Here is a 22,237-nt window from a genome sequence, read left to right on the forward strand (position 1 = left end):
CGCCGAAGTCGACTTCGGCGGCGTACATCCCGACCGGCGGCGCGCGGACGCGCGTCCCGCCGTCTAGGTCGAGTCCGTACTGGAGGTTCGTCGGCCCGTCGGTGTTTGCGAACGGTCCGGCGGGCACGAACATCACGACGCCGCTGACGATGAGGAATATCGCCAGCGCGACGATACGCCAGTTCTCCCGGAGGGCGCTCATTTGGCCACCCCCTCGAACTTGTAGTAGCGAAGCAGGCTGAGGTTGAGCATATAGGTGTTCATCAGGTCAGCCGAGAGCCCGAACACGAGGATGATGCCGATGTCGGGCAACAGCGGGACCCCCAGCGCGAACGAGACGATGGTCATCACGGTCATCGCCGCGAGCGACGTGAGCGTCATCGTCACACCGGTCTGCATCGCGTTGTACGTCGACTCGTAGAACCCGCCGCGCCGGCGGAGGATATGGTTGTTCAACAGGATGTCGGAGTCGACCGAGTACCCGATCAACATCAGGAGGGCGGCGACGGTCCCCAGCGTCAGGTTGATCCCGAAGATGTTCATCAGGGCGACGGGGATGACGATGTCGGAGAACGCCGAGATGACGACGGCGATGGAGGGGATGAAGGTTCGGAACAGCGCGAACACGAGCAGCGCCATCCCGCCGAAGGCAACGGCGATACCGATCAGGGCGGTCCGCTGGCTGTCACCGCCGAACGACGCCGACCGCTCCTGTACCGATACCACCTCGTATCCGGCCGACTCGGCTGTCGACTCCAGTTGACTCGCGTCGGCCTCCTGTGTCTGGACGAGGTACTCGTCGTCGTTCGAGATGGGCGTGACGGCGTCGTCCTGTACGTCGAAGGTGTCACGCACCTCGTCGATGGAGTCGCCCGTGGCGACCCGTAGTTCGGTTCCGCCAGAGAAATCGAAACCGAGCTGTACCGGTGTGCCTGTGAGCACGAACGCGACTGCGATCACCAGCAGCGCCGCCCCCAGCACCCCTAAGGGTACTGCGGCGAGCTGGCGATTCGTGTACCGGTCGTAATCGATCTCCGGTACCTCGAACTCGACCATGGGCGAGGGTGGTAGACGCCCGTGAATAAGTCTTCCCAAGTATCGCCGCTACGTGGGGGGCTCCGCTCAGTTCGGCAGGTATCGGACGCTGACGACGCCGTCCGCGGCCCTGATCTCGACGCGGTCGACCCCGAGGCGTGCCGCCCGCGCCACCGTCTCCGGGTCCTCGCGCACGTCCGCGACGGCCTGTTCGGTCGTCTCCTCGGGGACCGTCAGGACGTGTATCTCGCCCTCTCCGGCCCGCTCGCGTCGGGTCAGCTCCCCGACGCCCTGCTCCGTGGCGATGTCCCGCTCCTGTTTGGTCGGCGGTTCGGGACTCTCCTCGACGGGGATCGACCGCCGGTCGTCGACGGCCCGGAGCCGCCACGCGACGTCGATATCGCCCGCCGATTCCAGCGTCGCTGTCAGCACCTCGCCCTGTTCTAGCGGCGGGTCGGCCTGTTCGGCCAGCGCGTGGACCTGCCGGTCGGATACGTCCGTCAGCGTCGCCGCTCCCTCGTCGCCGTGGGTCACGAGAAAGGTTCCCGTCTTCGTCTCCATACCCAGCGTTCGTGGCTCGGAAGTTTGGGACTTTCGAGTTCAGCGCAACACCCGGTGGAGCAGGTACATCACGAGGGCGACGGCCGCCGGCGGGACGAGGCCGTAGATGGGGTCCAGTCCGTAGAGGAACTCGACGACCGAGGCGGTCACGCCCGACCCCTCGGGGTCCCGCCGCAGACCCGACGGCGCGGATGCGACGAGCAACACGTACAGCGATCCCAGATAGACGTACCCGACGGCCGCGAGTCCGAAGTCGTACCGCGACGGCGACGACCCCGTTCCCCGGCGGTGTCGGCGGGCGACCGACAGCACCGGCGCGATGATCGGAACCACCACCGCCAGCGCGACGACGATGTAGAAGCTTCGGGAGAAGGTGAACACGCCGGCTCCGGCGCTGGCGGTCGATCCAACGAGGTTCACCAGCGCGAGGAGGAACGTGACCGCGATGGCCAGCGCCGCCAGTCCGCCGACGACGGCGTACGACCGGAACAGCCGCGACTCGCTCGCCCGGAAGGCATACGGGAAGGCACCGAAGATGCCGCCGTAGCTGTCGTCGCCGTCCGTCGCCGCCGCCGTCTCTGTCATCGTCCGCTCTTGGACCGACACCGAATTAAACGGCGTGGTCGCGGCCGCATCACAGTCCATAACAACCGCCCAGCCCGGAGAGGTAGATATGGAAGCGGAATCGACGGGGCCGGGCGGCGTGCCGACGCCCGCCGACCGGGCCCGCGTCGTCGGACAGGTCCTGCTCGTCGCGCTGGCCGGACTCCTCGTGGGTTCGATACTGTACAGCGCTGTCGCAAGGATCGGGGCGTCGTTCGGGCTCGTCACGATCACCGATTCGGGACGACTCGACACCCCGGTCGTCGTCCAGTTCTCGGTCACCGTCGTCTTCTCCGGTATCGGACTCGCTCTCACGACCGCCGGCTACCTCTACGCCCGGTCGGAGCCGCTCTCGTTTCTCGACGTCTCCGTGCCGTCGCTTCGGGACGTAGGATACACCGTCGGCGGCCTCCTCGGCCTGTTCACGTTGTCGGTCGTCGTCTCGCTTTTGTTCCAGTTTCTCGGCGTCCAGTCCGCCCCGAGCGGCATCGAGACGACCGTTCGGGAGACGGGCGCGACCGGCGCGTTGCTCGTGCTGGCGGTGTTGTCGATACTGATCATCGGTCCCGGCGAGGAACTCGTCTACCGGAACGTCATCCAAAAGCGGCTGTACGACCTGTTCCCACGGGGACAGGCTATCCTCCTCGCCAGCGTCGTCTTCGCGGCCGTCCACGTCCTCCAGTATCTCAACTCCGATCCGCTGCAGACGCTGAGCGCGCTGTCGGTGGTGTTCGTCCTCGCGTTGGTACTCGGGTTCGTCTACGAACGCACGGAGAACGTCGTCGTCCCCGCCGTCGTCCACGGCCTGTTCAACGCTACCCAGTTCCTGTTGCTGTACGTCCAGATCACCTACGACCTCCAGCCGGCGCTGTTGATGCCCGTCTGACGGGGTTTTATGCTATGGCACAGCGTACCAAAGGGTATGCCGACCCGGTACACGGTTGTCTGTGACGACGAGTCGGCCCAGGAGATAGCACGACTAGCCCGGGAGAACGATCTGACGGAGGCCGCGGTGGTGGGCCAACTCGTCGACCTCGGGCTCGACGTGGCGCTGGCCGAGACGGAGTATCCCTAGGCCGGGTTCTTCCGGGAGAGGGAACTCCCACAGACCGGACACCGGTCGCGGTTCTCGTCGAACTCCCGGCCACAGCCGGCACACTGGAAGCGCCACTCCCGCTGTTCGTCGATACCGTCCTGCGCGATCACCTCGACGTCGACGTCGAGGTGCTGGGCGACGTTCTGCATCGCGTAGTCGTCGGTGACCAATCGGCCGTCGAGTTCGAACGCGGCGGCGACGAGGCGAACGTCGGTCCGGGAGAGCTCCGCGAGGTCTCCCGTCTCCTCGGCCGCGCGCTCGATTCGTTCGACCGCCTCCGCTTCGGGGATGTGGAGGTGCATCCCCGAGCCTTCCAGCGCGTCGAAGCGGTAGGAGGCTTCGCCTTCCAGTTCCTCTCGCACCAGCGGGATAGAGGCTATCTTCCGGTCGGTGTGGTACTCGTTGATAAACGCCGAGGAGTCGAGGACGAACATTTACCGGTCGATGATCATGTGGTCTTTGACGGCGCTGACGCGGCTGACCGGGATGAGCAACCGGCCGTTGTCGTTGTACTCGAACTCGGTGTCGCCGATGTGTTCGTCCGGTTCGACGACGAGGTTCGACAGCGCGCCGGATTCGAGGTCCATCGTGATGTTGTACAACATCCCCAGTTCGGCACCGTCGCTCCCCATCACGGCCTTCCCCGAGAGGTTCTCCGCGAGTATCTCTGCCATACGGTCGGTTACCCAGTCATATCATATAAACGCCACGGGCTTGTCTGACGCTCGGACCGTCCAAACGGTTTTTCGCGTGGAACCCCCATCGAGATTGATGGACAGACGCACCTACCTCACGACCGGCCTCGCCGCCGTCTCGCTCGGCGTCGCCGGCTGTTCCGGTGGCGACGAGACGACGGACGGCGACGGGACGACGGCCGACGGGGCGGACCCGACCGAGACGCCCGACGAGGTGACGGCACCCACGACGACCGACGACTCGACGCCCGAACCCACCGACGAGCCAACACCCGAACCGACCGACGAACCCACACCCGAACCGACTGCGGAGCCGACGGACACGGCCACGCCCGAACCGACGCCGGAGTCGGTCGCACAGGTCGTCACCGTCGCCGCGGACGGACAGCTACAGTTCGCGCCCGAGTCGTTCACGATCAGCGCCGGCGACACCGTCCGCTGGGAGTGGGCCGCCGGCGGGCACAACGTCGTTCCGGACGGGACACCGGCCGACAGCGACTGGAGCGGGTCTCCCGGCGCGCCGGGCGAGACGCTCTCGGGCGGGGACACCTACGAGTACACGTTCGACGTCGCCGGCGAGTACAGCTACTACTGCAACCCACACCGGAGCGCCGGGATGGACGCGTCGTTCACCGTCGAGGAGTGAGCAACAGTCCTCGTCAGCGCGAGGAGATAGTGTTGACCGCCGGCACGAGGTTCGTGACACAGTTACACTCCTCACAGTCCTCACATCCGGCCGCGAGACTGACTTGGACGATTGGGGTGTCTAAGGACACGACCGTCGCCTGCACCGACTCCGCGTCGGCGTCGACGGACCCGTCGGCGAGTGCGACCTGCATCTCGCGCCCGGTCTGTGGGTTCCGTTCGCCGACGACCGTGGCGGCCTGCGCCGCCAACTCCTCCCGACCCGCTTCTCCGCGGTGATGGGCCGGCAGGAACGACAGCGCCCGCTCGCTCAGCTCGCCGTCGTAGACGAGCGAGCCGAGCCGGCTCCGCTCGCGGGTCAGCCCCGAACTGATCGTCCGGCGCATCTCCTCGACACTGCGGTCGTGCTCGACGCTATTGAGTTCGGGCGCGCCCTCGGCGACGAGCATCGTCACGGCGTTGTGATACAGCGCGTTGTCGTCGACGACCCACCCGCCGGCGACGACGTACTGGTCGTCGTGACGGACCCGACGAACGTACAGCAACGCTGGCATCGCTACCGGGCAGTCCTCGGGCTTTGCCGCCACCGGCAGGACGACCGTCCCCGAGGCGTCGCTCTCGCCTTGGACCCTGTTGTCGCCCCACGCGTACAAGCCGCCGCCGTTGCCGCGGCTGACAGTCCCGTTGGCGATGTAGACTCCCTCGTCGGTGGTCCCGTTCCCGTCACCGTCGTCGTCGATTTCGCCGCGGACACTCGGGTCGAGGGCCGAACTGACGTTGCTGAACCGACCCTTGTATCCCAGCGCTAGCAACTGCTCGTTCGGGTTGTACGGGCCGGTCGTCCCCGACGGAAACGGCCACTCGATGGTCGCCGCGAGTCTCGGTTCGTCGCGACCCCACGAGTACACCGTCCCCTCGGAATCGTCGGCTCGACCGGTGAGATACTGTAGGATCCGGTCGGGCGTCAGTTTATCCAGGAGACTGTCGCCGTCCTCGCCGAGTCGGGCGTCCGGCACGCTGAGGACGAACCGCTCGCCGATGGTGGCCTCACCGTCGAGGTAGGCGGCCAGTTCCGCTCCGTCGTCGATGCCGTCGCCGTCGCTGTCCTCGTCGTCGGCTATCGACCTGTTCGAACGGCCCGCGTTGTGGTTGGCCACCCGCAGTCGCGACGTGGTGACGTACGCCGAGAGGTCGACCGACGAGTCGAGACCCTCCCGCTCACCGGAGATCGTGATCGGAACGTGCGTGACGTCGTAGTCGGTTTCGACCCGACTCCCCTCCGGACGACTGTCTCCGCCGTAGAACGCGGCCGGCGTCGCAAACCTGTTCCTCACGGCCGCCGCCGCGGCGTCGTCGACCAGCCCGTCTATGGCGTCCGTACAGCCCGCTAGCCCGGCGAGACCCAGTCCCGCCCCCGTCGCGAGCACCGTTCGCCTCGTCACGTTCGGTTGTTTCTCCCCCAACATATCATCTACCATACTATCCCCGAAGACGCCGAAGTATGTATACTAGATCATTAATAATTGCAAATAGGCACGATAGTAGCGACACGCTACTCGGACTGCCGATTCGCCGTGGACTGGGTAGGGGATCACACAGCGGTCCGGCTCCGGCGGCGAATCGGCTATCATCGGTTTAAATGCCGGCGTCGACTCCCTACACACAAGATTCTCTCCGGGTGGTCACCATGTCTGACACCGACTCCGACGCCGACGCGTCACCGACAGGCCAGCTTCGCACCCCCATCGTCGCCGTTCTCGGTCACGTCGACCACGGCAAGACGACGCTGCTCGACACGATCCGCGGCTCCGCGGTCACCGAGGGCGAGGCGGGGGCGATAACCCAGCACATCGGCTCGACGGCCGTCCCGCTCTCGGTCATCTCCGAGTTGGCGGGGGACCTCGTCGACCCGACTGATTTCGACCTCCCCGGGCTGTTGTTCATCGACACGCCCGGCCACCACTCGTTCTCGACGCTGCGCTCCCGCGGCGGTGCCTTGGCGGACATCGCCATCCTCGTCGTCGACGTCAACGACGGCTTCCAGCCCCAGACGATGGAGGCCATCGACATCCTCCAGCGCACCCAGACCCCCTTCGTCGTCGCCGCGAACAAGGTGGACACCCTCCCCGGGTGGAACCCCGGCGAGACCGAACCCATCCAAGGGGCCATCGCCCGGCAGGCCGACCGCGTCGAATCCGACCTCAACGAGAACCTCTACGAAATCATCGGCCAGCTCTCGGACAACGGCTTCACCGCCGATATGTACTGGCGCGTCCAGAACTTCCAGAACAACATCGGCGTCGTCCCCGTCTCGGCCATCACCGGCGAGGGCATCCCGGACCTCCTGACGGTCCTGATGGGCCTCTCCCAGCGCTTTCTCAAGGAGGGGATGGCCATCGACGTCGCCGGCCCCGGCGCGGGGACCGTCCTCGAAGTCACCGAGGAGCGCGGGTTCGGGACGACGCTCGACGCCGTCGTCTACGACGGCACCATCGCCGAGGGCGACCAGATAGTCGTCGGCGGCGTCACCGAACCCATCGTCACCGAGGTCCGGGCGCTGCTCAAGCCGCGCCCGATGGCCGAGATACGGACCGAAAAGCAGTTCGAGAAGGTCGACTCCGTCGCGGCCGCCGACGGCGTGAAGATAGCCGCACCCGACCTGGACGACGCGATGGCCGGCGCGCCGATCCGCGTCGTCCGCGACCGTGATCTCGACGGCGTGATCGAGGCCGTCCAAGCCGAACTCGCCGAGATAGAGGTCACCACCGAGGAGGAGGGCATCACCGTCAAAGCCGACACGCTCGGCTCGCTGGAAGCCATCTCCTCGACCCTCCAGGAGGAGGAGATCCCGATCATGCACGCCGAGGTCGGCGACGTGGCCCCGCGGGACGTCCGGATGGCCGACACCGCCGGCGAGGACACTAACCGCACGGTGTTGGCGTTCAACGTCGACGTCCTCGAAGACGCGCGCACCTTGGCCGAACAGGAGGACGTCCGCCTCTTCGAGGACGACGTGATCTACCAGTTGATCGAGGACTACCAGCAGTACGTCGAGGAGGTAGAACGCGCCCAGCAGGACCAGATTCTGGAGAACATCACGCGCCCGGCCCGCTTCGAGATTCTCCCCGACCACACCTTCCGCCAGTCCGGTCCCGCGGTCGTCGGCGTCGAGGTGCAGGGCGGCCTGCTCCGGCGGAACGTCAACGTCGGCCGCTTCGAGGACGGCGAGTTCGACCGCGTGGGGACGCTGAAGACCATCCAAGACGAGGGCGAGGACGTCGACGAGGCCCGCCGCAGCGACCGCGTGGCCGTCTCCATCGAGGGCCCGACCGTCGGCCGACAGATCGAGGAAGGCGAACAGCTCTGGGTCGAGATTCCCGAGAAACACGCCAAGATCCTCGAACAGGAACTCCGCGAGGAGATCACGTCCGGCGAGCGCGAGACGCTCAAACAGTACCTCGACGAACACCGGAAACGAGACCCGTTCTGGGGGAAGTAACCCGCCGTTCTCTCGCCGTTCGCTTCCACCGCCCGGTAGCCGCCGCTGTCCGCCGCGCTCGCGTTCGCTTTCCGCTCGCTACCCACCCGTCCCCCGATATCTGCCCGAGTAATAATATTTAATTAGGCGGCGCGACACGGTTCAGACGTGACCGACCTTCCGGCGGGAACCACGGCCGATTGGCTGCTCGCGCTCATCCCAGTGACGCTGCTGGGTGGACTGGCAGTCGGGTGGCTGTCGTCGCTGTCGCTGGCGCTCGGCGCCGTCGCCGGGTCGGTGCCGGCGTCGGGGCTCGTCGGGTACGCGCTGTTTTTCGCGGGAATCGGCGAGAAGTAGGCTACTGTGCGGCCGCGCCGCCGCCGTCCTCGGGGAAGGCCTGTTTGACCTGTAGCGCCGCGCTCGCGGCCAGTCCCAGCGCGAGGTCCTCGCGCTCGTCGTCGGTGATGGCGGCGTCGTCGGCGTCCTCCAGAGCGTAGCCCGCACTGACGACGGAGCCGACCGGTGGCTGGACCGCGATGGTCGCCTCCGGACCGCCCGTCCCGCGGGTCAACTCCGAGCCGACGACGAAATCGCCCGGGAGCAACTCGCGGGTCCGGGCCGCGACGCTGGAGAGGTCACGCCGCAGTGTCCGGCGCTGGTCCGGCGTCAGCGTCGTCTCCGTCCCCTCCGGCCCACCACTGGTCGGCATATTTCCGTACATTGAGTTGGTCACTCCGTATGCGAGGCAGGGATAAAAAACCGCGGTTCGTTATTCGACTATCGGTCGGCTCTGTCCGTAGGCGGCGACGACGACGGCGCTCGCGTACGCCTCGGGGTCGGGGTCGGCACGGGACAGTCGGACCGTCGGGTCGTCCTCGAACTCCCAGTCCCGGAGCGCCTTCCCGGCGTCGAGGCCGTCGCGGATGGCCGCTTCGACGGCCTCGGCGTCGTGGCCTTCGGTCTCGTAGAACAGCCCCTGTCCGGACTCGCTGCGGACCCAGCCGATGCCGGCGACGGCCGGCCGGCGCGCGTCCGGTTCGACCGTCGACTCGCTCTGGACGACGGTGAGGGCGTTCCCGGTCGGTCCGAGGTCCGGCGCGGTGCCGGCCTCTTTCAGGTCCGGCCCGGCGGGAACGACCGACGAGACAGTGATCAGGTTGTAGTTGTGGACGTTCGCCGCCGCGAGCGCGCTGTCGTAGGCCGCCGTCTCGGTCGGGCCGGTCGCGTCGCCCCACACGACCCGAATCGTACTCATATCTCCCCCTCGATTACCGCCACGGGATAAGGTTTCGTTTCACGCCGAGAGGACGCCGGTCAGTGTCTCCAGTACCGCGTCCTGGCGGTCCTCGTCGTCGAACCGGAACAGCGCTCCGAGGTACCGGACGTACGCGTCCGGCGCGAGGACGAGCCGGTGCGTGATCGAGGGAAGACGGGCCGCGGCGGTTCGGTAGGCGTCGTACTGGTCGGCCGTCGGCGTCGGGAGGGCGGACGGGTCGCGTCGGTCCGAAGCGGGAACGACCCCGCCGCGACGCTGAACCGCCGCTGTGCCGGCGTCGACCCGACGAACCGGAGCCACCGCTCTGAGCGTTCCGGCGTCGGCGCCTCGACGGGCGCGCCAAAGGCCGTGGCACCGAACTGGACGGTCCCCGCCGTGCCCGGGAACGGCGTGACGGCCCAGTCGTCGCCGTAGGCGGCGTCGGGCCGCGCCGCGAGCCCCGACGTCGAGGCGGCCCCACCGACGAGTCGCCCGCCGGCAGCGACCATCGCCACGCGGCCGTCGAGCAGCGATTCGACCGTCGGTCCGGGGTCGCGGTCCGAGCGACCGAACGCGGTGAGGTCCATGACTGTCCCGACCGCTCGTTCGACCGTCGCCGTGTCGAACCCTGACTCCAGCGCCTCCCGGTAGCGTTCGGTGCCCATTCGGGCCAGCAACACCCCCTCCAGCAACCGCCCGACCTGCCACGGCACGTCGCCGGGCCACGACAGCGCCACGGCGTCGGTCTCCGCCTCGACGGTCGCTAAGGCTGTCCGGAGCGCCGCCGGGCCGCCGAGGCGTCCGGGTCGACGCCCGCCCGGTCGAGGACCGACGGATTGTACAGCAGCGTGTTCACCCGCCGCCCCGTCCACGGGACGGAGATGTGGGTCCCGTCGGTCCGGACCGCGCGGCGCACGTCCGCAGGGTAGCCCCCGCCGATGTCGTCCCACACCGACTCGCCGATGTCACGGAGGTACGACGCACGGGCGAGCGACAGCAGCGCCGGGCCGGTCTCGGTCTGCCAGATGCCCGGCGGCGTGCCCCGGTCGGCCCGCCCTTCGAGCCCCTGTTCGATGCGGCTGATACCGTATGCGTTCACCGACTCGACGCGCACGTCGGGCCGCCGCTGTTCGAACAGGTCGACCATCGCGTCGTAGCCGGCGCTCTCGCCGTCTCCCGACAGCCAGTGGGCGACGCGCAACGGGTCCCCCGACTGCTCGTCGGGCGTCCGTTCGGTCGTCGGGACGGCCGCCGGCGTCACCGTCTCGTAGTCGCCGCCGAGGCCCGAACACCCGGCGAACAGTCCCGCGACGCCTGCCGCGCCGCCCAACACTGCCCGCCGCGACCGGCGTTCCATACTCTACTACACGGGACCGACGCGCAAAAACCGTCGGTCGCCGGGGCCCGCGGCCTACCGACCGTCGGCCGCCCTCAGCGGCCGTGTTTTGTCACGCACGTCGACAGGCCGATCAACTCGACCGGTTCGGAGTTGTCCGGCGAGTAGACGACCATCTGGCCTTTCTCCATGTAGGGCACCTTCGATTCGAGGTTGCTCGGGATGTTGACCGCCGAGATGGCGTCCTCGTCGCCGAGGTTGAGAACGGCGGTCGTGTTGATCTGTTTGAACACCGGGTCGGCGATGTCCTGTGGGTCCTGCGTGATGAGAAAGAGGCCCAGTCGCTCCTTGCGGCCCTGTTTCGCGGCGTCAGTGAACTTCCCGATGACCTTCCGGGCCTGGACGGTGTCGGCGTCGGTGAGGAAGTTGTGGGCCTCGTCCATCCCGACGATAAGCGGCGTCTCCTCGATGCGCTCGTAGCGGGGGTCGTTCGACAGTTTCTCGTCGACGATCAGCGACGCCAGCGCCAATACCACCGTCTCGGTCGCCCGCGAGTCGTTGATGTGGTAGGTCGGGACGACCGTCAGGCCGCCGGGGCGGACGAACTCGTGGATGCGGTCGGTGATGGGCCGGGCGTCCTGATCGAAGACGTTCCCGAACCCCTGCGCGCGCCGTCGGACAGCGTCGAAGGTGGCCTCGTGGACCTTCCCGCTCTCGTCCAACTCCTCCCGCAGCGCCGGGTCGTCGAGGAAGGAGATGAACTGTTCGTAGGTTCCGTCCTCGCCCGCTTGGGCCCAGAACCGCGGGAGGAGGACGTTCACCAGCGCCGCGTACTGGTTGTCGTTGAGGCCGCTCCCGGCGATGAGCCACGGGTTGCCCCGCACCATGGAAAAGGGGATGGTGAACGTGACCTGCTCGGCGCGGTGGTGGTCGGCGGCGTACGTCGACCCTGCTACTTCGGGGACGAACGCGACGGTGTCGTCGTGGCCGCCGCAGGCCACCCCCTCACGTTCACACCGGCGCTGGAACGCCGCGGGCAGTTCGCCGTCGTCGTGCATCTGGGCGTACTCGTCTTGGGGGTCGAAGACGACCATCCCCGGGGACACCTCGCGGTCGCCGCCCGCCTCGACCGGGTACGTCCGGTCCTCGGCGAGGTACTGCCGGAGGATGTTCTTCGCCCCGTGGGTCTTGCCCGACCCGGTTCCCCCGGCGACCAGCGTGTGCCGGAAGACCAGCGGGTCCCCCGACTCGTAGTCGTCCTTGAGGCGGTAGTCGATGGTCGGTGGCTCGGCGGCGGTTCGGACCTTCTCGCCGCCGACTGCGAGGTGCCCGAGGAAGACGCCCTCGCCGGGCATCTTCAGCCCCGTCTTGATTTCAGTCGGGTCGTCGGCCTGCCGGACGACCGTCTCCGGTTTCGGGACGCGGTCGGTCATCCGCCGCTTGAGTTCGCCTGCTCGCGGCTCGTCGCCGCTCGCTTCTTCGGAGGCGCGTGGCGCCTCCCTGTCCTCGTACAGCACCGCCACCGGTTCCAGCGTCGCCATAAACTTGAAGTCCTGCTCGTCTATCTCGCGAGAGCGCATCGCCCGCCGGGCGTGAATCTCGGTGGCGTCGTCGGCCCGGAACTCCTGTGCGTACTCAAGCGCCGTGATACGGCAGAAGAGCTTCTCGCCGTCGGGGTAGGGGACGAGGAGGTACTTCCCGATGCGGACGGCCGAACGGTTCCCGACGGTGATGTACGCCCGCAGACGGGTGTCGTCTTCGTCCTCGCTGATCGTCAGCCCCTCCGCCGCCGAGAGGACGCCGATGCCCGCGTCGCTCCCGGCCGGCGTGACCTCGACCGTCTCGAAGTCGTCGTCTCTGTCCCGTTCGGGCGGGTCGTCGTCGAGCACCTCGGCGTCGTCGTCCGGTGTCGATCCACCGCCGTCGTCCGCCGAAGCCGCCTGCTCGTCGTCGCCGTCGAAATCAGTGAAATCCCCGAGGTCGGACATACACGGGCAAACGGCGGCGACCCCTAAGGTCCTTCGGGGCCGTTCGCCGCCAGCGGTACGTCAGTGGGCCGCGTCGAGCGTCGTCACGACGGCGGCTGTCGCCCACTCCGGCCCTCGGTAGCTGTCTTTCCCGATGGCTCCTCGGAGGTCATCCCGGACCTTCCAGCGGCGTGACATCGCCGGCGCGAGCGTAGCTGACCGTCGTCCGCGTGCTGGCGAGGACCCGTCCCTCGGTGGCTTCGACGGCGTCTTCGTTGGTCGTCCCGCCGTCGATATCGAGTCGCCGGTCGAGCGCGTAGATCTGAAAGTCGTAGTCGTAGGTCTCGCCCGGCGGCGGGCACGGCGCACGGTAGCCCACCTCGCCCAGACGGACCCGGCCCTGCCGGGCACCGTCGAGCGACCCGACCGTCGGCTCCCGGGGGAGGTCCTCGGGGATGCGCTCGGTTTCGGGAGGGACGTTCCACAGCGTCCAGAGCAGCGACTGGTTGGCGATGTTCGAGGTGACCGTCGCGGTGACCATCACCGATGCCGTCGGTTCGGGCACCGACGAGAGGGTGACGGCCGGCGAGACGCCGTCCCCGTCACAGGAGAACCGAACCGGCAGTCGCCCACCGTCGTCAAGCGCCGGTAGGTCGGCCGACAGCGGCGACGCCGACTGCCGGGAGACGGTCACACAGCCACCGACAGCGGCGACCGCGCTCGTTCCGGCCGCAGCGAGGAACTGGCGACGTTGCACGCTCGCGCTTGGACCGGCAGCCACTTGGCGGCGTCGGGTCGCGCCGCTTCCCAAACAGACTCAAAGGGTGGCCCCCACACTCGAAGTGATGACCGAGTGGCTGCGCGTCATGACGTACAACGTCCGGTACGACAACCCCGAGGACGGGGACCACGGCTGGGACCACCGCCGGTCGGCGGTCGCGGACACTATCCGCTTTCGGGACCCGGACCTGCTCGGCCTCCAGGAACCGTTGACTCACCAGTTGTCGTACCTCCGCGAGCAACTCCCCGACTTCGAGTTCGTCGGCGCGGCCCGTATGGACGGCGGCGACGAGGGCGAGTTCTCGCCCATCGGCTACCGCCCCGACCGCTTCGAGTGCCTCGACTCCTCGACGTTCTGGCTCTCGCCGACGCCCGACGAAGCAGGGTCGACCGGGTGGGACGCCCGCTACCCACGCATCGTGACGTGGGCGCGCCTGCGTGACCGGGCAAGCGACACCGTCTTCGTCCACGCCAACACCCACTTCTCCCACGACGGGCCCGAGGCGCGCCGCCAGAGCGCGCAACTGGTCCGCGAGCGCATCGACACCATCACCGATGCCGAGCCACTCCTCCTCACTGGCGACTTCAACGCCATCGCCGGCGAACCGGGCTACGAACCGCTGGTCGACCCCGACCGCGGCCGCCGGACGCTGACCAACGCCATCGACCGCTCGACCTACGGCCACCACGGCCCGCTGACGAGCGTCACCGACTTCGAGCGCCTCGTCCCCAACCGCAAGATAGACCACGTCTTCGTCACCGACGGCGTCGACGTCCGCCAACACGGCGTCTGTACCGACCTCCGCACCGCCGAAGCCTACCCCTCCGACCACTTCCCGGTACTGGCCCAACTGTCCGTGGAGTAACCGACCGGTTCTATCCGGCGTATACAAGGAGAAAACATATGCCGCCCCCTCGGACAGAGACCTGTATGGACAGCGACCGCGCCGCCACTGCGGCGGTCGTCGTCGGTCTCCTGCTGGTCGTCGCCGGAGTCGGGTCCGTCGCGCTCGGACTGGGCGGGACCGAGTACTATCACGATGTCTGGGACGTCGAGGATTCGCCCCCGAATGTGTCCGACGGGAACACGACCGACCGGCCCGACGGCGTGTATGCCCTCTCGAACCTCTCCGACCGGGGCCAGACGGCGGTCAACCGGACGCTGGACGGCTATTGGACCAACGGGAGCGGATACACCATCACGGACGAGAAACAGCTCCCGCCGGAGTTCTTCTACGAGACTGATGCCCCGAGCCCCGGACACGGTATCTACTACGTCGAGTATCGCGGGATATACTACGAAATCGTGACGGGGTCGTCGTGGCAACCCCTCTCGCCGCTGGTTCTCGTCGGATTCCCCACTGCGCTGTTCGGCGTCGTCATCGGCTTGCTCGGCCTCGTATCCTCGGTCTTCCGCCGCGGTAGCAGCGAGGGCTGATCGTCCCCCGCCACGCACCTCTGGAGGTCTATCGGCGCCCATTCCGCACTCGGATCACTGTTCAAAGCCGTCCTCGAACCGGAAGGTCCCGTCGCGCTGGATCACCTCGCCGTCGACCTCGATGCGGGAGTCCTCGCTCATATCGACGATCATATCGGTGTGAATCGCCGAGTCGTTGCCCTCCCGCCGCGGTGGCACCAAGGGCTGATTCCCGGCACTTCCCACCCGGCGTCAGTCGATCCAGTAGCGCTTGAGACGGGTTATCGGCCGATCTAACCTCGAAATATAATAGTATATGGGTTGAATGAACCCCATTTATATATACGTGCACTATTACAAATACTAAAATTTATATTTGATGTCGAACTACTGTTCTTTGCAGCAATGGCAAAGAGTCACTTCAACCCTGACCTAGAGCAGATTAATGAAGACGACGAACCGAAGAAAAACGAAGCGATGCGAATGACCCACAACGGCCACGTCGCTACGTAACGACACTTAGACCGTCATTGTGGGGAGTACTTTGAATTCCTTCAAAGGCACTCCCCCCCAATCCGGATTTTTCGGATACATCTTCAGTACGTCACGAGGCGGGACTCGTGAGATACGTCGCAAGTGCTTCCGCTATCTGGAGATCAGTTGTTCGCTCCATCTCCCCGAAGTTCGGGGCTTCGTTGAGTTCTAACATCTTGAATTCACCGTCCGATTGGAGTCGAATATCGACACCGGCAACGTCAATCCGATCTCGTTAGTTGCTTCTTTTACAATTTTCTTGATGTGTGTCGGAACCGTGATGGACTCCTTCTGTACGTTCTCGCTCTCTGCAAGCTTGAAAGAGAATGAATCGCTCGTGTACTTTACCGCACCTACAACCGTTCCATCTACAACAAATACACGAACATCGTCGCCCGGAGCGAAGGCTTGGAACTGGACTGGAGCCGTTTCCAGGTGCTCTAATCGTTCTTGGGTCAAGTCCTCCTCTGTGAGTTCATATGGCTTACCCCCTCTAGTCACCGGTTTGTATATGACTCGAGTATGGTCTTCAACGAACTCTTTGACTGTACTCGGGTCCGTTGTGAACACTGTCTCAGGGGTCGGGACGTCCAGTTGCGCCAGTACCTCAAGCTGGTATGGTTTCCGATCCTGGAGGTAGTGATTCTGTAGTGGTACGATGACGTTCCGAGAACGGGAATCGAGGATTCCGCAGAGTCCTTCAAACATCGCTCGATATTCTCGAATCTGATTTAGCCCTGCATCAAAGTCGTCGAGAAGACGATCTCGAATCCTGTTTTCGAATGGATGTAACAAATGATGTGGTACGATATACGCTCCTCTAACTGTCTCTAAATCTATTTCTTCGCCAAAGATAGCTGTTTCTTTTCCGGGTTCTAAAGAAAGCGGTGAACCACCCGGCCAATTTTGTACATTGATGAGAACGGCATCGTGTCCCTTCTTTTCTATCTCTTCGGCTAGTAAATCGAACTCACCAGCGTGTCCAATCCCGATGAGTAGTACCGTCATTCATAATTCTATTATAAATACCTCCATATATACCTTTAGAACATAAGTAAATCATAACTAATATTCTTTAATATTTATGCCGATAATAATCTGGGGTAGGTGCTTCTCTTTCCCCATCCTTAGGAACTCTTTACGACGATTCCTGTCTGTAGACCGTGATCGTTGTCGCTGTGTCGCGCCGCCTCCAGTTCTATGTTTAGTATCTCTTCTTGATTATTGCTGAGTATGTCGTCCTGTCTATCCACGGGGACGTAGCCTAAGTAGCTAACTTTTGGATATATGTCTACTAGTTCGATGCCGGAGGCCTGTGTCAGATAGGAGCGTATCTCGTCGGTGTTCTGTGTCTGTATCGTGATGCTATCTGATGTCGTAAGCTCGTTTTCATCGACTATTTTCTGGAACTGGTCCCACTGTCCGTTCCACAAACTAAACACTGCATACCGGTACGATGTTATGACTGAAATGAATCCGTATCCGTCATCGGTTACGCTATCTCGGACGATCTCGAAAATATCTAATGGAGTGGTCAAGTGAGACATCACACCACCCTCTGCAAGCACAACGTCGTATTGATCGGTAGCCTCGAACGATTCGATATCTTGGTTTCGAACGGTGAAATCGTCTATCGGACTACTTTCGAGTAATCTTCTGGCGTGAGAAGTCATTTCTTCTGATGAATCTACTGCTGTCACGTGGGTTACGTCTAGATCCATCGAAAGCCTACGGGTAACGCTGCACTTACCACACCCCAAATCAAGAATAGATAGCGAGGGAGCTCCCTCTGTGATGTAGTCTTTGATGCGTGATGTGGTCACTTCGAGATACAGTTTCCCGAGTGGTGATTGATAGAAGCTACCGTACTCTTCCGCAATATCCTCGTATGATGAACTATCAGTCATTTCTCCCACTTTCTATATTCGCTATATACATTTAAATTACTAATCATCACTTAGCAGTAGAATCGAACAGCTCTTGATTCGCATTAGTCACTGCTGGCAACGATCGTATCTCGGAGCTGAGCCCAAAGTAGAGGCCAAGCAATACGAGTGACCCACCGGCCGTGTACATCACAGGAAGGACTCCAATCTGTGCGGCACCAATCCCGCCAAGTAGCGACCCCACGGGAAGCAGTCCACCCGAGAACGTCCGAAGGAGAGACATGACTCGTCCGAGAAGGGCATCTTCGACGCCTGCCTGTATCGTAGACACGAACAGCACCTCGAATATCCCAACTGGGACCATCGACAGGAACAATAGTGCTGCTGTTACCCCGAGTCCCGGTGCGGCGATTGAGCCAATCCAGAGAACTCCAGCAGTCATCATACCGACAGTCGCGACCGTGCCCAGCGAGTAGTCTTCAACGAGGAACGACACCGCTGTTCCTAGCAGTGTTCCAGCCCCGAGAGCGCCCATCAAAACGCCGTACGCTGTCGGTCCACTCAGCGAATCCGCGAACGTCGGCATAATCGTTGTTCCAGCCATAATACCGATGTTCGAGATCATCAGTCCAGCCATCATCGGCAGTAATACTGTCCCTCGAATGTAGGAGATGCCTTCCCTGAGATCTGTTCCGTACTGTTTTATTTTCTTCTTTCTGCTGGCTGTGTTCTTCTCTTCAGTAGCAGACTGTCCGGACCCTTGGTCTGTATTGGTTCGTGACGGAATCGTGAGAGTGAAAAACAATAGGAGGGCGATAGCGAACGTCCCCGCATTCAACAGGAACAACGATACGGCACCGATAACCGAAATAAGGACTCCGGCAATGGCGTTCGCCCCTGCGTCAACACCTCCAAGCGTCGTGCTGAACAAGGAGTTCGCTCTCGGTAGTTCTTCCTCCTCGACGATACGCGGCAGGACCGAATCTTGGGCCGGATACACGATTTCGTTCACTAGCTGGAGAATCGGGATAAGGAGGAGAATCAGCCAGACAGACAGGACATCGAAACCGGCTGCGAGCGGCACGATCAACATACCGAGTCCGTTGATCAACTGGGTACTGACGAGTAGTTTCCTGACCTCGATGACATCGATCAAGGGTCCATAGAGAAACGTAAAGAGGCGTGACACATTCACCAACGCCCCAGCGAGACCAACGTAGAACGGGTTCTGCGTGAGATCCCAAACCAACCACATCGCTCCAATGTAGTAGAGGCTATCTCCGAAATCAGTGATTACACGTCCCGAGAACATCTTCTGAAACGTTCTGTTTCGGAGGATCCACCGGAATCCGTCAACTCGGAGAGCGCCGGCCACTCGTGAACGAACACCCATCTGATACTCATAAGTCCTTGTCCATTCAAAGAATAAAAAACTCGTGAAAGGCGTTCAAAAAACTGGGCTGATTGCTCGGGTGGTATATCTCCTGCAGGGCTCACTCCGTTCACCCTGCCTCCCTCACGGGTCGCTTCGCTCCCCGTTCGTTCTTTCGTGGGCCTCACTCCGTTCGGCCCACCTATTGCTCGCGGTTCCCTACGGTCACCGCTCGCTTATCCGTGGGCGCTCCTGGTGGTCGCGCCCACCTACTCCTCGAACCGGAAGGTCCCGTCGCGCTGGACCACTTCGCCGTCGACCTCGATGCGGGAGTCCTCGCTCATATCGACGATCATATCGGTGTGAATCGCCGAGTCGTTGCCCTCCCGGTCGGGGCCGACGCAGTCGTCGTAGGCCATCCCGAGGGCGAGGTGGACGGTGTCGCCCATCTTCTCGTCGAACAGCATATGTAGGTGAACCGGTCGATGTCGCGGTTCATCCCGATGCCCAACTCGCCGAGGCGGCGCGCGCCGTCGTCGGTCTCCAACATCGCGGTCAGGGTGTCCTCGTTCTTCTCGGCGCTGTGTTCGACCACTTCGCCGTCCTCGAAGAGGAGGTAGGCGTCGGTGATCTCGACGCCCTGGGTGATCACGGGCATATCGAAGGTCACCTCACCCGTGACGGAGTCGGGGACGGGCGCGGTGAACACCTCGCCGCCGGGGAGGTTGGTCTCGCCGTAGTCGTTGACCGCCTCCATCCCGTCGATGGACAGTTCGATGTCGGTGGTCTCCCCCGAGACGATGCGGACGGTGCTGGCGTCCTCGAGGATGTCGACGAGGTTCGACTGGAACTCCCGTTGGGCCGCCCAGTCTTTCGTGACGGCGTCGTAGACGAAGTCGGCGTAGGCGTCGGTGCTCATCTCGGCCTCTTGGGCGTTGGCGGGCGCGGGGTACTGCGTTCCGACCCACCGCTTGTCCATGATCTCGTTGCGGACCGGTTCGAGCATCGCCTGCAGGGCGGCGTGGGTCTCCGGCGGCACGTCGCTCATCTCGCGGGTGTTGGTCGCCGCCCGGACGCTGATGGCCGCGTCGACGTTGTCCGCGATGGCCTGTAGCGCCTCGGGTGGGTCGTCGTAGGCTTCGGGATCCATCGCGCTGACCAAGGCGCGGCCGGCCCGGCCCCCGCCGAGGAGGCTCGCCTGCACCGGAAACGCACCCTTCGCGGCTATCTGTTCGTTGAGGGCGACGAGGAGGTCCTCCGCCACCGGCGGGACCGAGACCAGCACCTCGTCCCCCGGTCCGATGTCCGCCGAGTGCTCTACGAGTATCCGCGCGTGTTCCTCGACACGTGGGTCCATACGTCATCAGGGTGACGCGGTACGGTGATAAAACTCGGTGGGCTGTCGGGCACTTTTTGCCCGGCGGCGACCTACACGGTGGTATGCTTCTAGTCCGGGGTCACGCTGGCGGGACGGCGCTGACGGGCACGCTGTACGAACCCGGCGACGACCCGCCGTCCTACCGCGGTGCGCCCGACGAGGGCACGCCCTACGTCTGGGTGTGTGACGCCTTCTACGAGGTGGAAAGCGGCGGCCAGACACAGCGTATCGACGGCCGGGAGGTCAACGTCGCCTTCGAGTCGCCCAGTCCCCGCGGGTTCGAGGACCGCGACCGGGCGCTGTCGGCCGCCCGCGAGCACCTCCGCACGCAGTTCCAGCGGATCGGTGTCGACCCCGACACCGTCGACGTCGAACTGATCGAGGACGACGAGGCGGCCTGACTTAGACGCCCATATCCTCCAGCGAGACGCCCCAGCGCTCGTCGTTGTAGGTGCGCTGGCGCTCGCTGTCGAAGCGCTGTTCGATGGTCCGGGTGAGCATCTCCTTTCCCTGGCGGTCTATCTTCGCCAGTTCGTCGGCCTTGGCGACGGCCAGCGGCGGTCCTTGTTCGGCGGCCACGTCCCGCAGGACCTGCATCGTCAGTCGCTCGCGCAGGTCGGGGTCTGTGGTGAACGCCGCCGGGGCCTCCACGCGAAAGAGCAGGTCCGTCCGCGGGTCGTAGACGGCGAAGAACGTCACCTCGTAGGCCCCCCGGTCCAGCGGCCGGTCGTCCATATCGACGACGTCGGACCCCTGTTCGGAGAGCAGGCGGTCTGTTCCCAGCCGCGAGCGGAACCAGTTGGTGTAGGTCAGCACGTCCTCGCGCTGCTCACCGTCCTCGTAGCACTCGAGGATGCGCGAAAAGAGTGCGGTGTCGTTGGCCCACGGCGCGTTGGTCTTCGACCGGACCGCCCGCGTGATGGCGTTTGCGGAGCTGTTCTTGACGAATCCGATCAGCGGCACGTCCCGCTCGACGAAGCGGTCGACGAGGTCGAGGTAATTCTCGACGACGGTCTGTGGCGTCTCGTGGTCGGCCAGCAGGTCCGCCAGTTCGGGGTGGCGGTCGGTCCACTTCAGGATGCCCGTAGGGTAGATGGGACCGTCGAGCACGAGGAGGTCCTCGACCACGTCGGCCTGCAGGAGGGCGTGGTGGCTCTCGGCGAGGTACAGCGCCAGTGCGTGGACGACGGTCTGGGCGTAGCGGTCGACCCGCGGGACCTGGAGGATGCGCCGGCGGGTGTACCCCTCGTCGAAGGGAATCCAGTCCTCGGCGCCCACGTCGACGGTCACGTCGTTGGCGTGGGCAGTCATCACCACCGTCCGGGCGCGGTGGAGTTCCATATCCGAGGGGACGGCGCTCATCGCCGCTTGAGCCACGTCGAGCACGAGGCCGTTCTCGAAGGTGGTCGGGTTGATGGTCCCCGAGTCCAGTCCGTGCTGGGTCGGGAACGGCGACTCACGGAGGGCTACGTCCTGTACGTCGACCCGCCGGCGGACCTGCTCGTCCATCGGGGTCAGCACTGCTTGGTCGTCGACGTACAGCGGGTCGAGGAAGTCCTCCCAGACGGTTTCGGCCAGCGCCCGGTGGTCGGTGTCGGCGACTCGCTGGCTGATCAGCGTCGCCAACTGCGCGATGCCGTCGACGTGCACCGGGTCGAGTGTCATACCGGCCTCTGGGAGGCCCCGAACAAAAAGCCTCGCGGGCCTACTTCTCGTGGTCGGCCAGCAGGCGCGTGACGGCCTCGGCTATCTCCTCGAAGTCGCCCATGCTCACGTCGTCGGTCGTGAGGAGGATGCCGACGCGCTCGGTCCCCACTCGGAGGAGGTAGCCGTTCGCGAACGCCCGGACGGTGAAGCGATACTCGCCCAGTTCCGTCTCGGAGCTCTGGTAGGCGTTGTTGGTGTCCCGGAAGCCGCGCCACTCGTGGCCGACGAACGTGTCGAGGTCGGCGTCACGCTCTAGGTCCTCCCGCAGATACAACTGCTCGAAGTTCGACCGGCTGAAGTAGATCACCGACCGCAGACTGTCGCCGGTGGCCGTGCGTGCGACTGTCACAAGCTCCTCGGCCAACGCATCGGGCAGGATGTTCGCCATATCTCGGCCGACACTCCCCACGCACATAACTCCGACGGGGCCCCGCTATCGCGCGGGAACGCTCCTGTCTATCGGGACAGTACACCGACCGTCAGTGTGTCCTA

25 protein-coding genes and 3 pseudogenes are annotated in these 22,237 nt (G+C 64.4%); 8 read left to right on the plus strand and 20 right to left on the minus strand.

The annotated features are described in order from the left end of the window. The 4 genes and pseudogenes from GJ629_RS03030 to GJ629_RS03045 form a co-directional block, all read right to left on the minus strand. A pseudogene (locus GJ629_RS03030) lies at positions 1–202 on the minus strand (preprotein translocase subunit SecD); the annotation flags it as partial. Next, a complete protein-coding gene (gene secF / locus GJ629_RS03035) occupies positions 199–1,056 on the minus strand; it encodes a protein translocase subunit SecF (RefSeq protein ID WP_157511689.1) in 858 nt (285 codons plus the stop codon). The pseudogene GJ629_RS03030 and the gene secF, both read right to left, overlap by 4 nt. 66 nt (positions 1,057–1,122) lie before the next feature. Then, positions 1,123–1,596: a DUF5812 family protein gene (locus GJ629_RS03040; RefSeq protein ID WP_157511690.1), complete on the minus strand. Its 474-nt coding sequence runs from the start codon at positions 1,594–1,596 to the stop codon at positions 1,123–1,125. 39 nt (positions 1,597–1,635) lie between these two features. After that, entirely contained in the window at positions 1,636–2,241 is a 606-nt protein-coding gene (locus GJ629_RS03045) for a hypothetical protein (RefSeq protein WP_231754466.1), read from the minus strand. 28 nt (positions 2,242–2,269) lie between these two features. Here GJ629_RS03045 and GJ629_RS03050 point away from each other — a divergent pair, with 28 nt between their 5' ends. Continuing rightward, positions 2,270–3,085 (plus strand): CPBP family intramembrane glutamic endopeptidase, encoded by an 816-nt coding sequence (locus GJ629_RS03050; RefSeq protein WP_157511691.1) that lies wholly within the window; start codon positions 2,270–2,272, stop codon positions 3,083–3,085. Positions 3,086–3,121: 36 nt separating this feature from the next. After that, entirely contained in the window at positions 3,122–3,274 is a 153-nt protein-coding gene (locus GJ629_RS03055; protein WP_157511692.1) for a CopG family transcriptional regulator, read from the plus strand. On the opposite strand, the gene GJ629_RS03060 is transcribed toward GJ629_RS03055, so the two are convergent. Both GJ629_RS03060 and GJ629_RS03065 read right to left on the minus strand, forming a co-directional pair. Further along, positions 3,271–3,729 (minus strand): NOB1 family endonuclease, encoded by a 459-nt coding sequence (locus tag GJ629_RS03060; protein ID WP_157511693.1) that lies wholly within the window; start codon positions 3,727–3,729, stop codon positions 3,271–3,273. The two genes, GJ629_RS03055 and GJ629_RS03060, sit on opposite strands and share 4 nt — an antisense overlap. After that, complete coding sequence (locus GJ629_RS03065) at positions 3,730–3,969, minus strand: PRC-barrel domain-containing protein (RefSeq protein ID WP_157511694.1); 240 nt, start codon at positions 3,967–3,969, stop codon at positions 3,730–3,732. Between the two features lie 97 nt (positions 3,970–4,066). Here GJ629_RS03065 and GJ629_RS03070 point away from each other — a divergent pair, with 97 nt between their 5' ends. Continuing rightward, positions 4,067–4,636, plus strand: coding sequence for a plastocyanin/azurin family copper-binding protein (locus GJ629_RS03070; protein ID WP_157511695.1), 570 nt, complete (start codon positions 4,067–4,069; stop codon positions 4,634–4,636). 13 nt (positions 4,637–4,649) lie between these two features. Here GJ629_RS03070 and GJ629_RS03075 read toward each other — a convergent pair whose 3' ends face one another. After that, positions 4,650–6,113, minus strand: coding sequence for a hypothetical protein (locus GJ629_RS03075; RefSeq protein WP_157511696.1), 1,464 nt, complete (start codon positions 6,111–6,113; stop codon positions 4,650–4,652). A 209-nt stretch (positions 6,114–6,322) separates the two neighbouring features. Here GJ629_RS03075 and infB point away from each other — a divergent pair, with 209 nt between their 5' ends. Beyond that, a complete protein-coding gene (infB, locus tag GJ629_RS03080; protein ID WP_157511697.1) occupies positions 6,323–8,134 on the plus strand; it encodes a translation initiation factor IF-2 in 1,812 nt (603 codons plus the stop codon). A 147-nt stretch (positions 8,135–8,281) separates the two neighbouring features. After that, entirely contained in the window at positions 8,282–8,470 is a 189-nt protein-coding gene (locus GJ629_RS03085) for a hypothetical protein (RefSeq protein WP_157511698.1), read from the plus strand. 1 nt (position 8,471) lies between these two features. Here GJ629_RS03085 and GJ629_RS03090 read toward each other — a convergent pair whose 3' ends face one another. The 6 genes from GJ629_RS03090 to GJ629_RS03115 all read right to left on the minus strand — a co-directional run bounded on the left by GJ629_RS03090 (position 8,472) and on the right by GJ629_RS03115 (position 13,452). Next, positions 8,472–8,834: a DUF5811 family protein gene (locus tag GJ629_RS03090; protein WP_157511699.1), complete on the minus strand. Its 363-nt coding sequence runs from the start codon at positions 8,832–8,834 to the stop codon at positions 8,472–8,474. A 48-nt stretch (positions 8,835–8,882) separates the two neighbouring features. Continuing rightward, positions 8,883–9,368: a pyruvoyl-dependent arginine decarboxylase gene (locus GJ629_RS03095; protein WP_157511700.1), complete on the minus strand. Its 486-nt coding sequence runs from the start codon at positions 9,366–9,368 to the stop codon at positions 8,883–8,885. Positions 9,369–9,427: 59 nt separating this feature from the next. Continuing rightward, a complete protein-coding gene (locus GJ629_RS03100) occupies positions 9,428–10,105 on the minus strand; it encodes an extracellular solute-binding protein (protein ID WP_157511701.1) in 678 nt (225 codons plus the stop codon). A gap of 26 nt (positions 10,106–10,131) precedes the next feature. Next, positions 10,132–10,725 carry an ABC transporter substrate-binding protein gene (locus tag GJ629_RS03105; protein ID WP_157511702.1) on the minus strand — a complete coding sequence of 198 codons (594 nt, stop codon included), beginning with the start codon at positions 10,723–10,725 and terminating at the stop codon, positions 10,132–10,134. A gap of 74 nt (positions 10,726–10,799) precedes the next feature. Further along, positions 10,800–12,692 carry an ATP-binding protein gene (locus GJ629_RS03110; RefSeq protein WP_157511703.1) on the minus strand — a complete coding sequence of 631 codons (1,893 nt, stop codon included), beginning with the start codon at positions 12,690–12,692 and terminating at the stop codon, positions 10,800–10,802. 148 nt (positions 12,693–12,840) lie between these two features. After that, on the minus strand, positions 12,841–13,452 hold the full coding sequence (locus GJ629_RS03115) for a YbhB/YbcL family Raf kinase inhibitor-like protein (RefSeq protein WP_197428401.1): 612 nt from the start codon (positions 13,450–13,452) through the stop codon (positions 12,841–12,843). A 64-nt stretch (positions 13,453–13,516) separates the two neighbouring features. Between GJ629_RS03115 and GJ629_RS03120 the strand changes: the two genes are divergently transcribed. After that, positions 13,517–14,317: an endonuclease/exonuclease/phosphatase family protein gene (locus GJ629_RS03120; protein WP_157511705.1), complete on the plus strand. Its 801-nt coding sequence runs from the start codon at positions 13,517–13,519 to the stop codon at positions 14,315–14,317. Positions 14,318–14,382: 65 nt separating this feature from the next. Next, a complete protein-coding gene (locus GJ629_RS03125; protein ID WP_157511706.1) occupies positions 14,383–14,889 on the plus strand; it encodes a hypothetical protein in 507 nt (168 codons plus the stop codon). A 54-nt stretch (positions 14,890–14,943) separates the two neighbouring features. On the opposite strand, the pseudogene GJ629_RS03130 reads toward GJ629_RS03125, so the two are convergent. The 5 genes and pseudogenes from GJ629_RS03130 to GJ629_RS03150 form a co-directional block, all read right to left on the minus strand. Beyond that, a pseudogene (locus GJ629_RS03130) lies at positions 14,944–15,072 on the minus strand (aminopeptidase); the annotation flags it as partial. Positions 15,073–15,570: 498 nt separating this feature from the next. Further along, positions 15,571–16,410: a RimK family alpha-L-glutamate ligase gene (locus GJ629_RS03135; protein ID WP_157511707.1), complete on the minus strand. Its 840-nt coding sequence runs from the start codon at positions 16,408–16,410 to the stop codon at positions 15,571–15,573. Between the two features lie 119 nt (positions 16,411–16,529). Further along, positions 16,530–17,309 (minus strand): bifunctional 2-polyprenyl-6-hydroxyphenol methylase/3-demethylubiquinol 3-O-methyltransferase UbiG, encoded by a 780-nt coding sequence (locus GJ629_RS03140; RefSeq protein WP_157511708.1) that lies wholly within the window; start codon positions 17,307–17,309, stop codon positions 16,530–16,532. A gap of 46 nt (positions 17,310–17,355) precedes the next feature. Beyond that, the gene (locus GJ629_RS03145; RefSeq protein WP_197428402.1) at positions 17,356–18,663 is read right to left on the minus strand and encodes an MFS transporter; all 1,308 of its coding nucleotides are present in this window, start codon (positions 18,661–18,663) and stop codon (positions 17,356–17,358) included. A 266-nt stretch (positions 18,664–18,929) separates the two neighbouring features. Further along, a pseudogene (locus tag GJ629_RS03150) lies at positions 18,930–20,017 on the minus strand (aminopeptidase). A gap of 83 nt (positions 20,018–20,100) precedes the next feature. Between GJ629_RS03150 and GJ629_RS03155 the strand changes: the two are divergent. Beyond that, on the plus strand, positions 20,101–20,439 hold the full coding sequence (locus GJ629_RS03155; RefSeq protein ID WP_157511710.1) for a hypothetical protein: 339 nt from the start codon (positions 20,101–20,103) through the stop codon (positions 20,437–20,439). Between the two features lies 1 nt (position 20,440). On the opposite strand, the gene GJ629_RS03160 is transcribed toward GJ629_RS03155, so the two are convergent. Both GJ629_RS03160 and GJ629_RS03165 read right to left on the minus strand, forming a co-directional pair. After that, positions 20,441–21,703, minus strand: a complete 1,263-nt coding sequence (locus GJ629_RS03160; RefSeq protein ID WP_157511711.1) for a DNA double-strand break repair nuclease NurA — start codon at positions 21,701–21,703, stop codon at positions 20,441–20,443. A 40-nt stretch (positions 21,704–21,743) separates the two neighbouring features. Beyond that, complete coding sequence (locus tag GJ629_RS03165) at positions 21,744–22,133, minus strand: hypothetical protein (RefSeq protein ID WP_157511712.1); 390 nt, start codon at positions 22,131–22,133, stop codon at positions 21,744–21,746. Positions 22,134–22,237 lie beyond the last annotated feature (104 nt).

Origin of the sequence: Halapricum sp. CBA1109 (genome assembly GCF_009741825.1) — an archaeon.
Lineage (GTDB): Archaea > Halobacteriota > Halobacteria > Halobacteriales > Haloarculaceae > Halapricum.

Excerpts from the sequence above, each read along its gene's own strand:
- secF (WP_157511689.1), bottom strand. The coding sequence starts at position 1,056 with ATGGTCGAGTTCGAGGTACCGGAGATCGATTACGACCGGTACACGAAT.
- GJ629_RS03040 (WP_157511690.1), bottom strand. The coding sequence starts at position 1,596 with ATGGAGACGAAGACGGGAACCTTTCTCGTGACCCACGGCGACGAGGGA.
- GJ629_RS03045 (WP_231754466.1), bottom strand. The coding sequence starts at position 2,241 with ATGGACTGTGATGCGGCCGCGACCACGCCGTTTAATTCGGTGTCGGTC.
- GJ629_RS03050 (WP_157511691.1), top strand. The coding sequence starts at position 2,270 with ATGGAAGCGGAATCGACGGGGCCGGGCGGCGTGCCGACGCCCGCCGAC.
- GJ629_RS03055 (WP_157511692.1), top strand. The coding sequence starts at position 3,122 with ATGCCGACCCGGTACACGGTTGTCTGTGACGACGAGTCGGCCCAGGAG.
- GJ629_RS03060 (WP_157511693.1), bottom strand. The coding sequence starts at position 3,729 with ATGTTCGTCCTCGACTCCTCGGCGTTTATCAACGAGTACCACACCGAC.
- GJ629_RS03065 (WP_157511694.1), bottom strand. The coding sequence starts at position 3,969 with ATGGCAGAGATACTCGCGGAGAACCTCTCGGGGAAGGCCGTGATGGGG.
- GJ629_RS03070 (WP_157511695.1), top strand. The coding sequence starts at position 4,067 with ATGGACAGACGCACCTACCTCACGACCGGCCTCGCCGCCGTCTCGCTC.
- GJ629_RS03075 (WP_157511696.1), bottom strand. The coding sequence starts at position 6,113 with ATGGTAGATGATATGTTGGGGGAGAAACAACCGAACGTGACGAGGCGA.
- infB (WP_157511697.1), top strand. The coding sequence starts at position 6,323 with ATGTCTGACACCGACTCCGACGCCGACGCGTCACCGACAGGCCAGCTT.
- GJ629_RS03090 (WP_157511699.1), bottom strand. The coding sequence starts at position 8,834 with ATGTACGGAAATATGCCGACCAGTGGTGGGCCGGAGGGGACGGAGACG.
- GJ629_RS03095 (WP_157511700.1), bottom strand. The coding sequence starts at position 9,368 with ATGAGTACGATTCGGGTCGTGTGGGGCGACGCGACCGGCCCGACCGAG.
- GJ629_RS03105 (WP_157511702.1), bottom strand. The coding sequence starts at position 10,725 with ATGGAACGCCGGTCGCGGCGGGCAGTGTTGGGCGGCGCGGCAGGCGTC.
- GJ629_RS03110 (WP_157511703.1), bottom strand. The coding sequence starts at position 12,692 with ATGTCCGACCTCGGGGATTTCACTGATTTCGACGGCGACGACGAGCAG.
- GJ629_RS03120 (WP_157511705.1), top strand. The coding sequence starts at position 13,517 with ATGACCGAGTGGCTGCGCGTCATGACGTACAACGTCCGGTACGACAAC.
- GJ629_RS03125 (WP_157511706.1), top strand. The coding sequence starts at position 14,383 with ATGGACAGCGACCGCGCCGCCACTGCGGCGGTCGTCGTCGGTCTCCTG.
- GJ629_RS03135 (WP_157511707.1), bottom strand. The coding sequence starts at position 16,410 with ATGACGGTACTACTCATCGGGATTGGACACGCTGGTGAGTTCGATTTA.
- GJ629_RS03140 (WP_157511708.1), bottom strand. The coding sequence starts at position 17,309 with ATGACTGATAGTTCATCATACGAGGATATTGCGGAAGAGTACGGTAGC.
- GJ629_RS03155 (WP_157511710.1), top strand. The coding sequence starts at position 20,101 with ATGCTTCTAGTCCGGGGTCACGCTGGCGGGACGGCGCTGACGGGCACG.
- GJ629_RS03160 (WP_157511711.1), bottom strand. The coding sequence starts at position 21,703 with ATGACACTCGACCCGGTGCACGTCGACGGCATCGCGCAGTTGGCGACG.
- GJ629_RS03165 (WP_157511712.1), bottom strand. The coding sequence starts at position 22,133 with ATGGCGAACATCCTGCCCGATGCGTTGGCCGAGGAGCTTGTGACAGTC.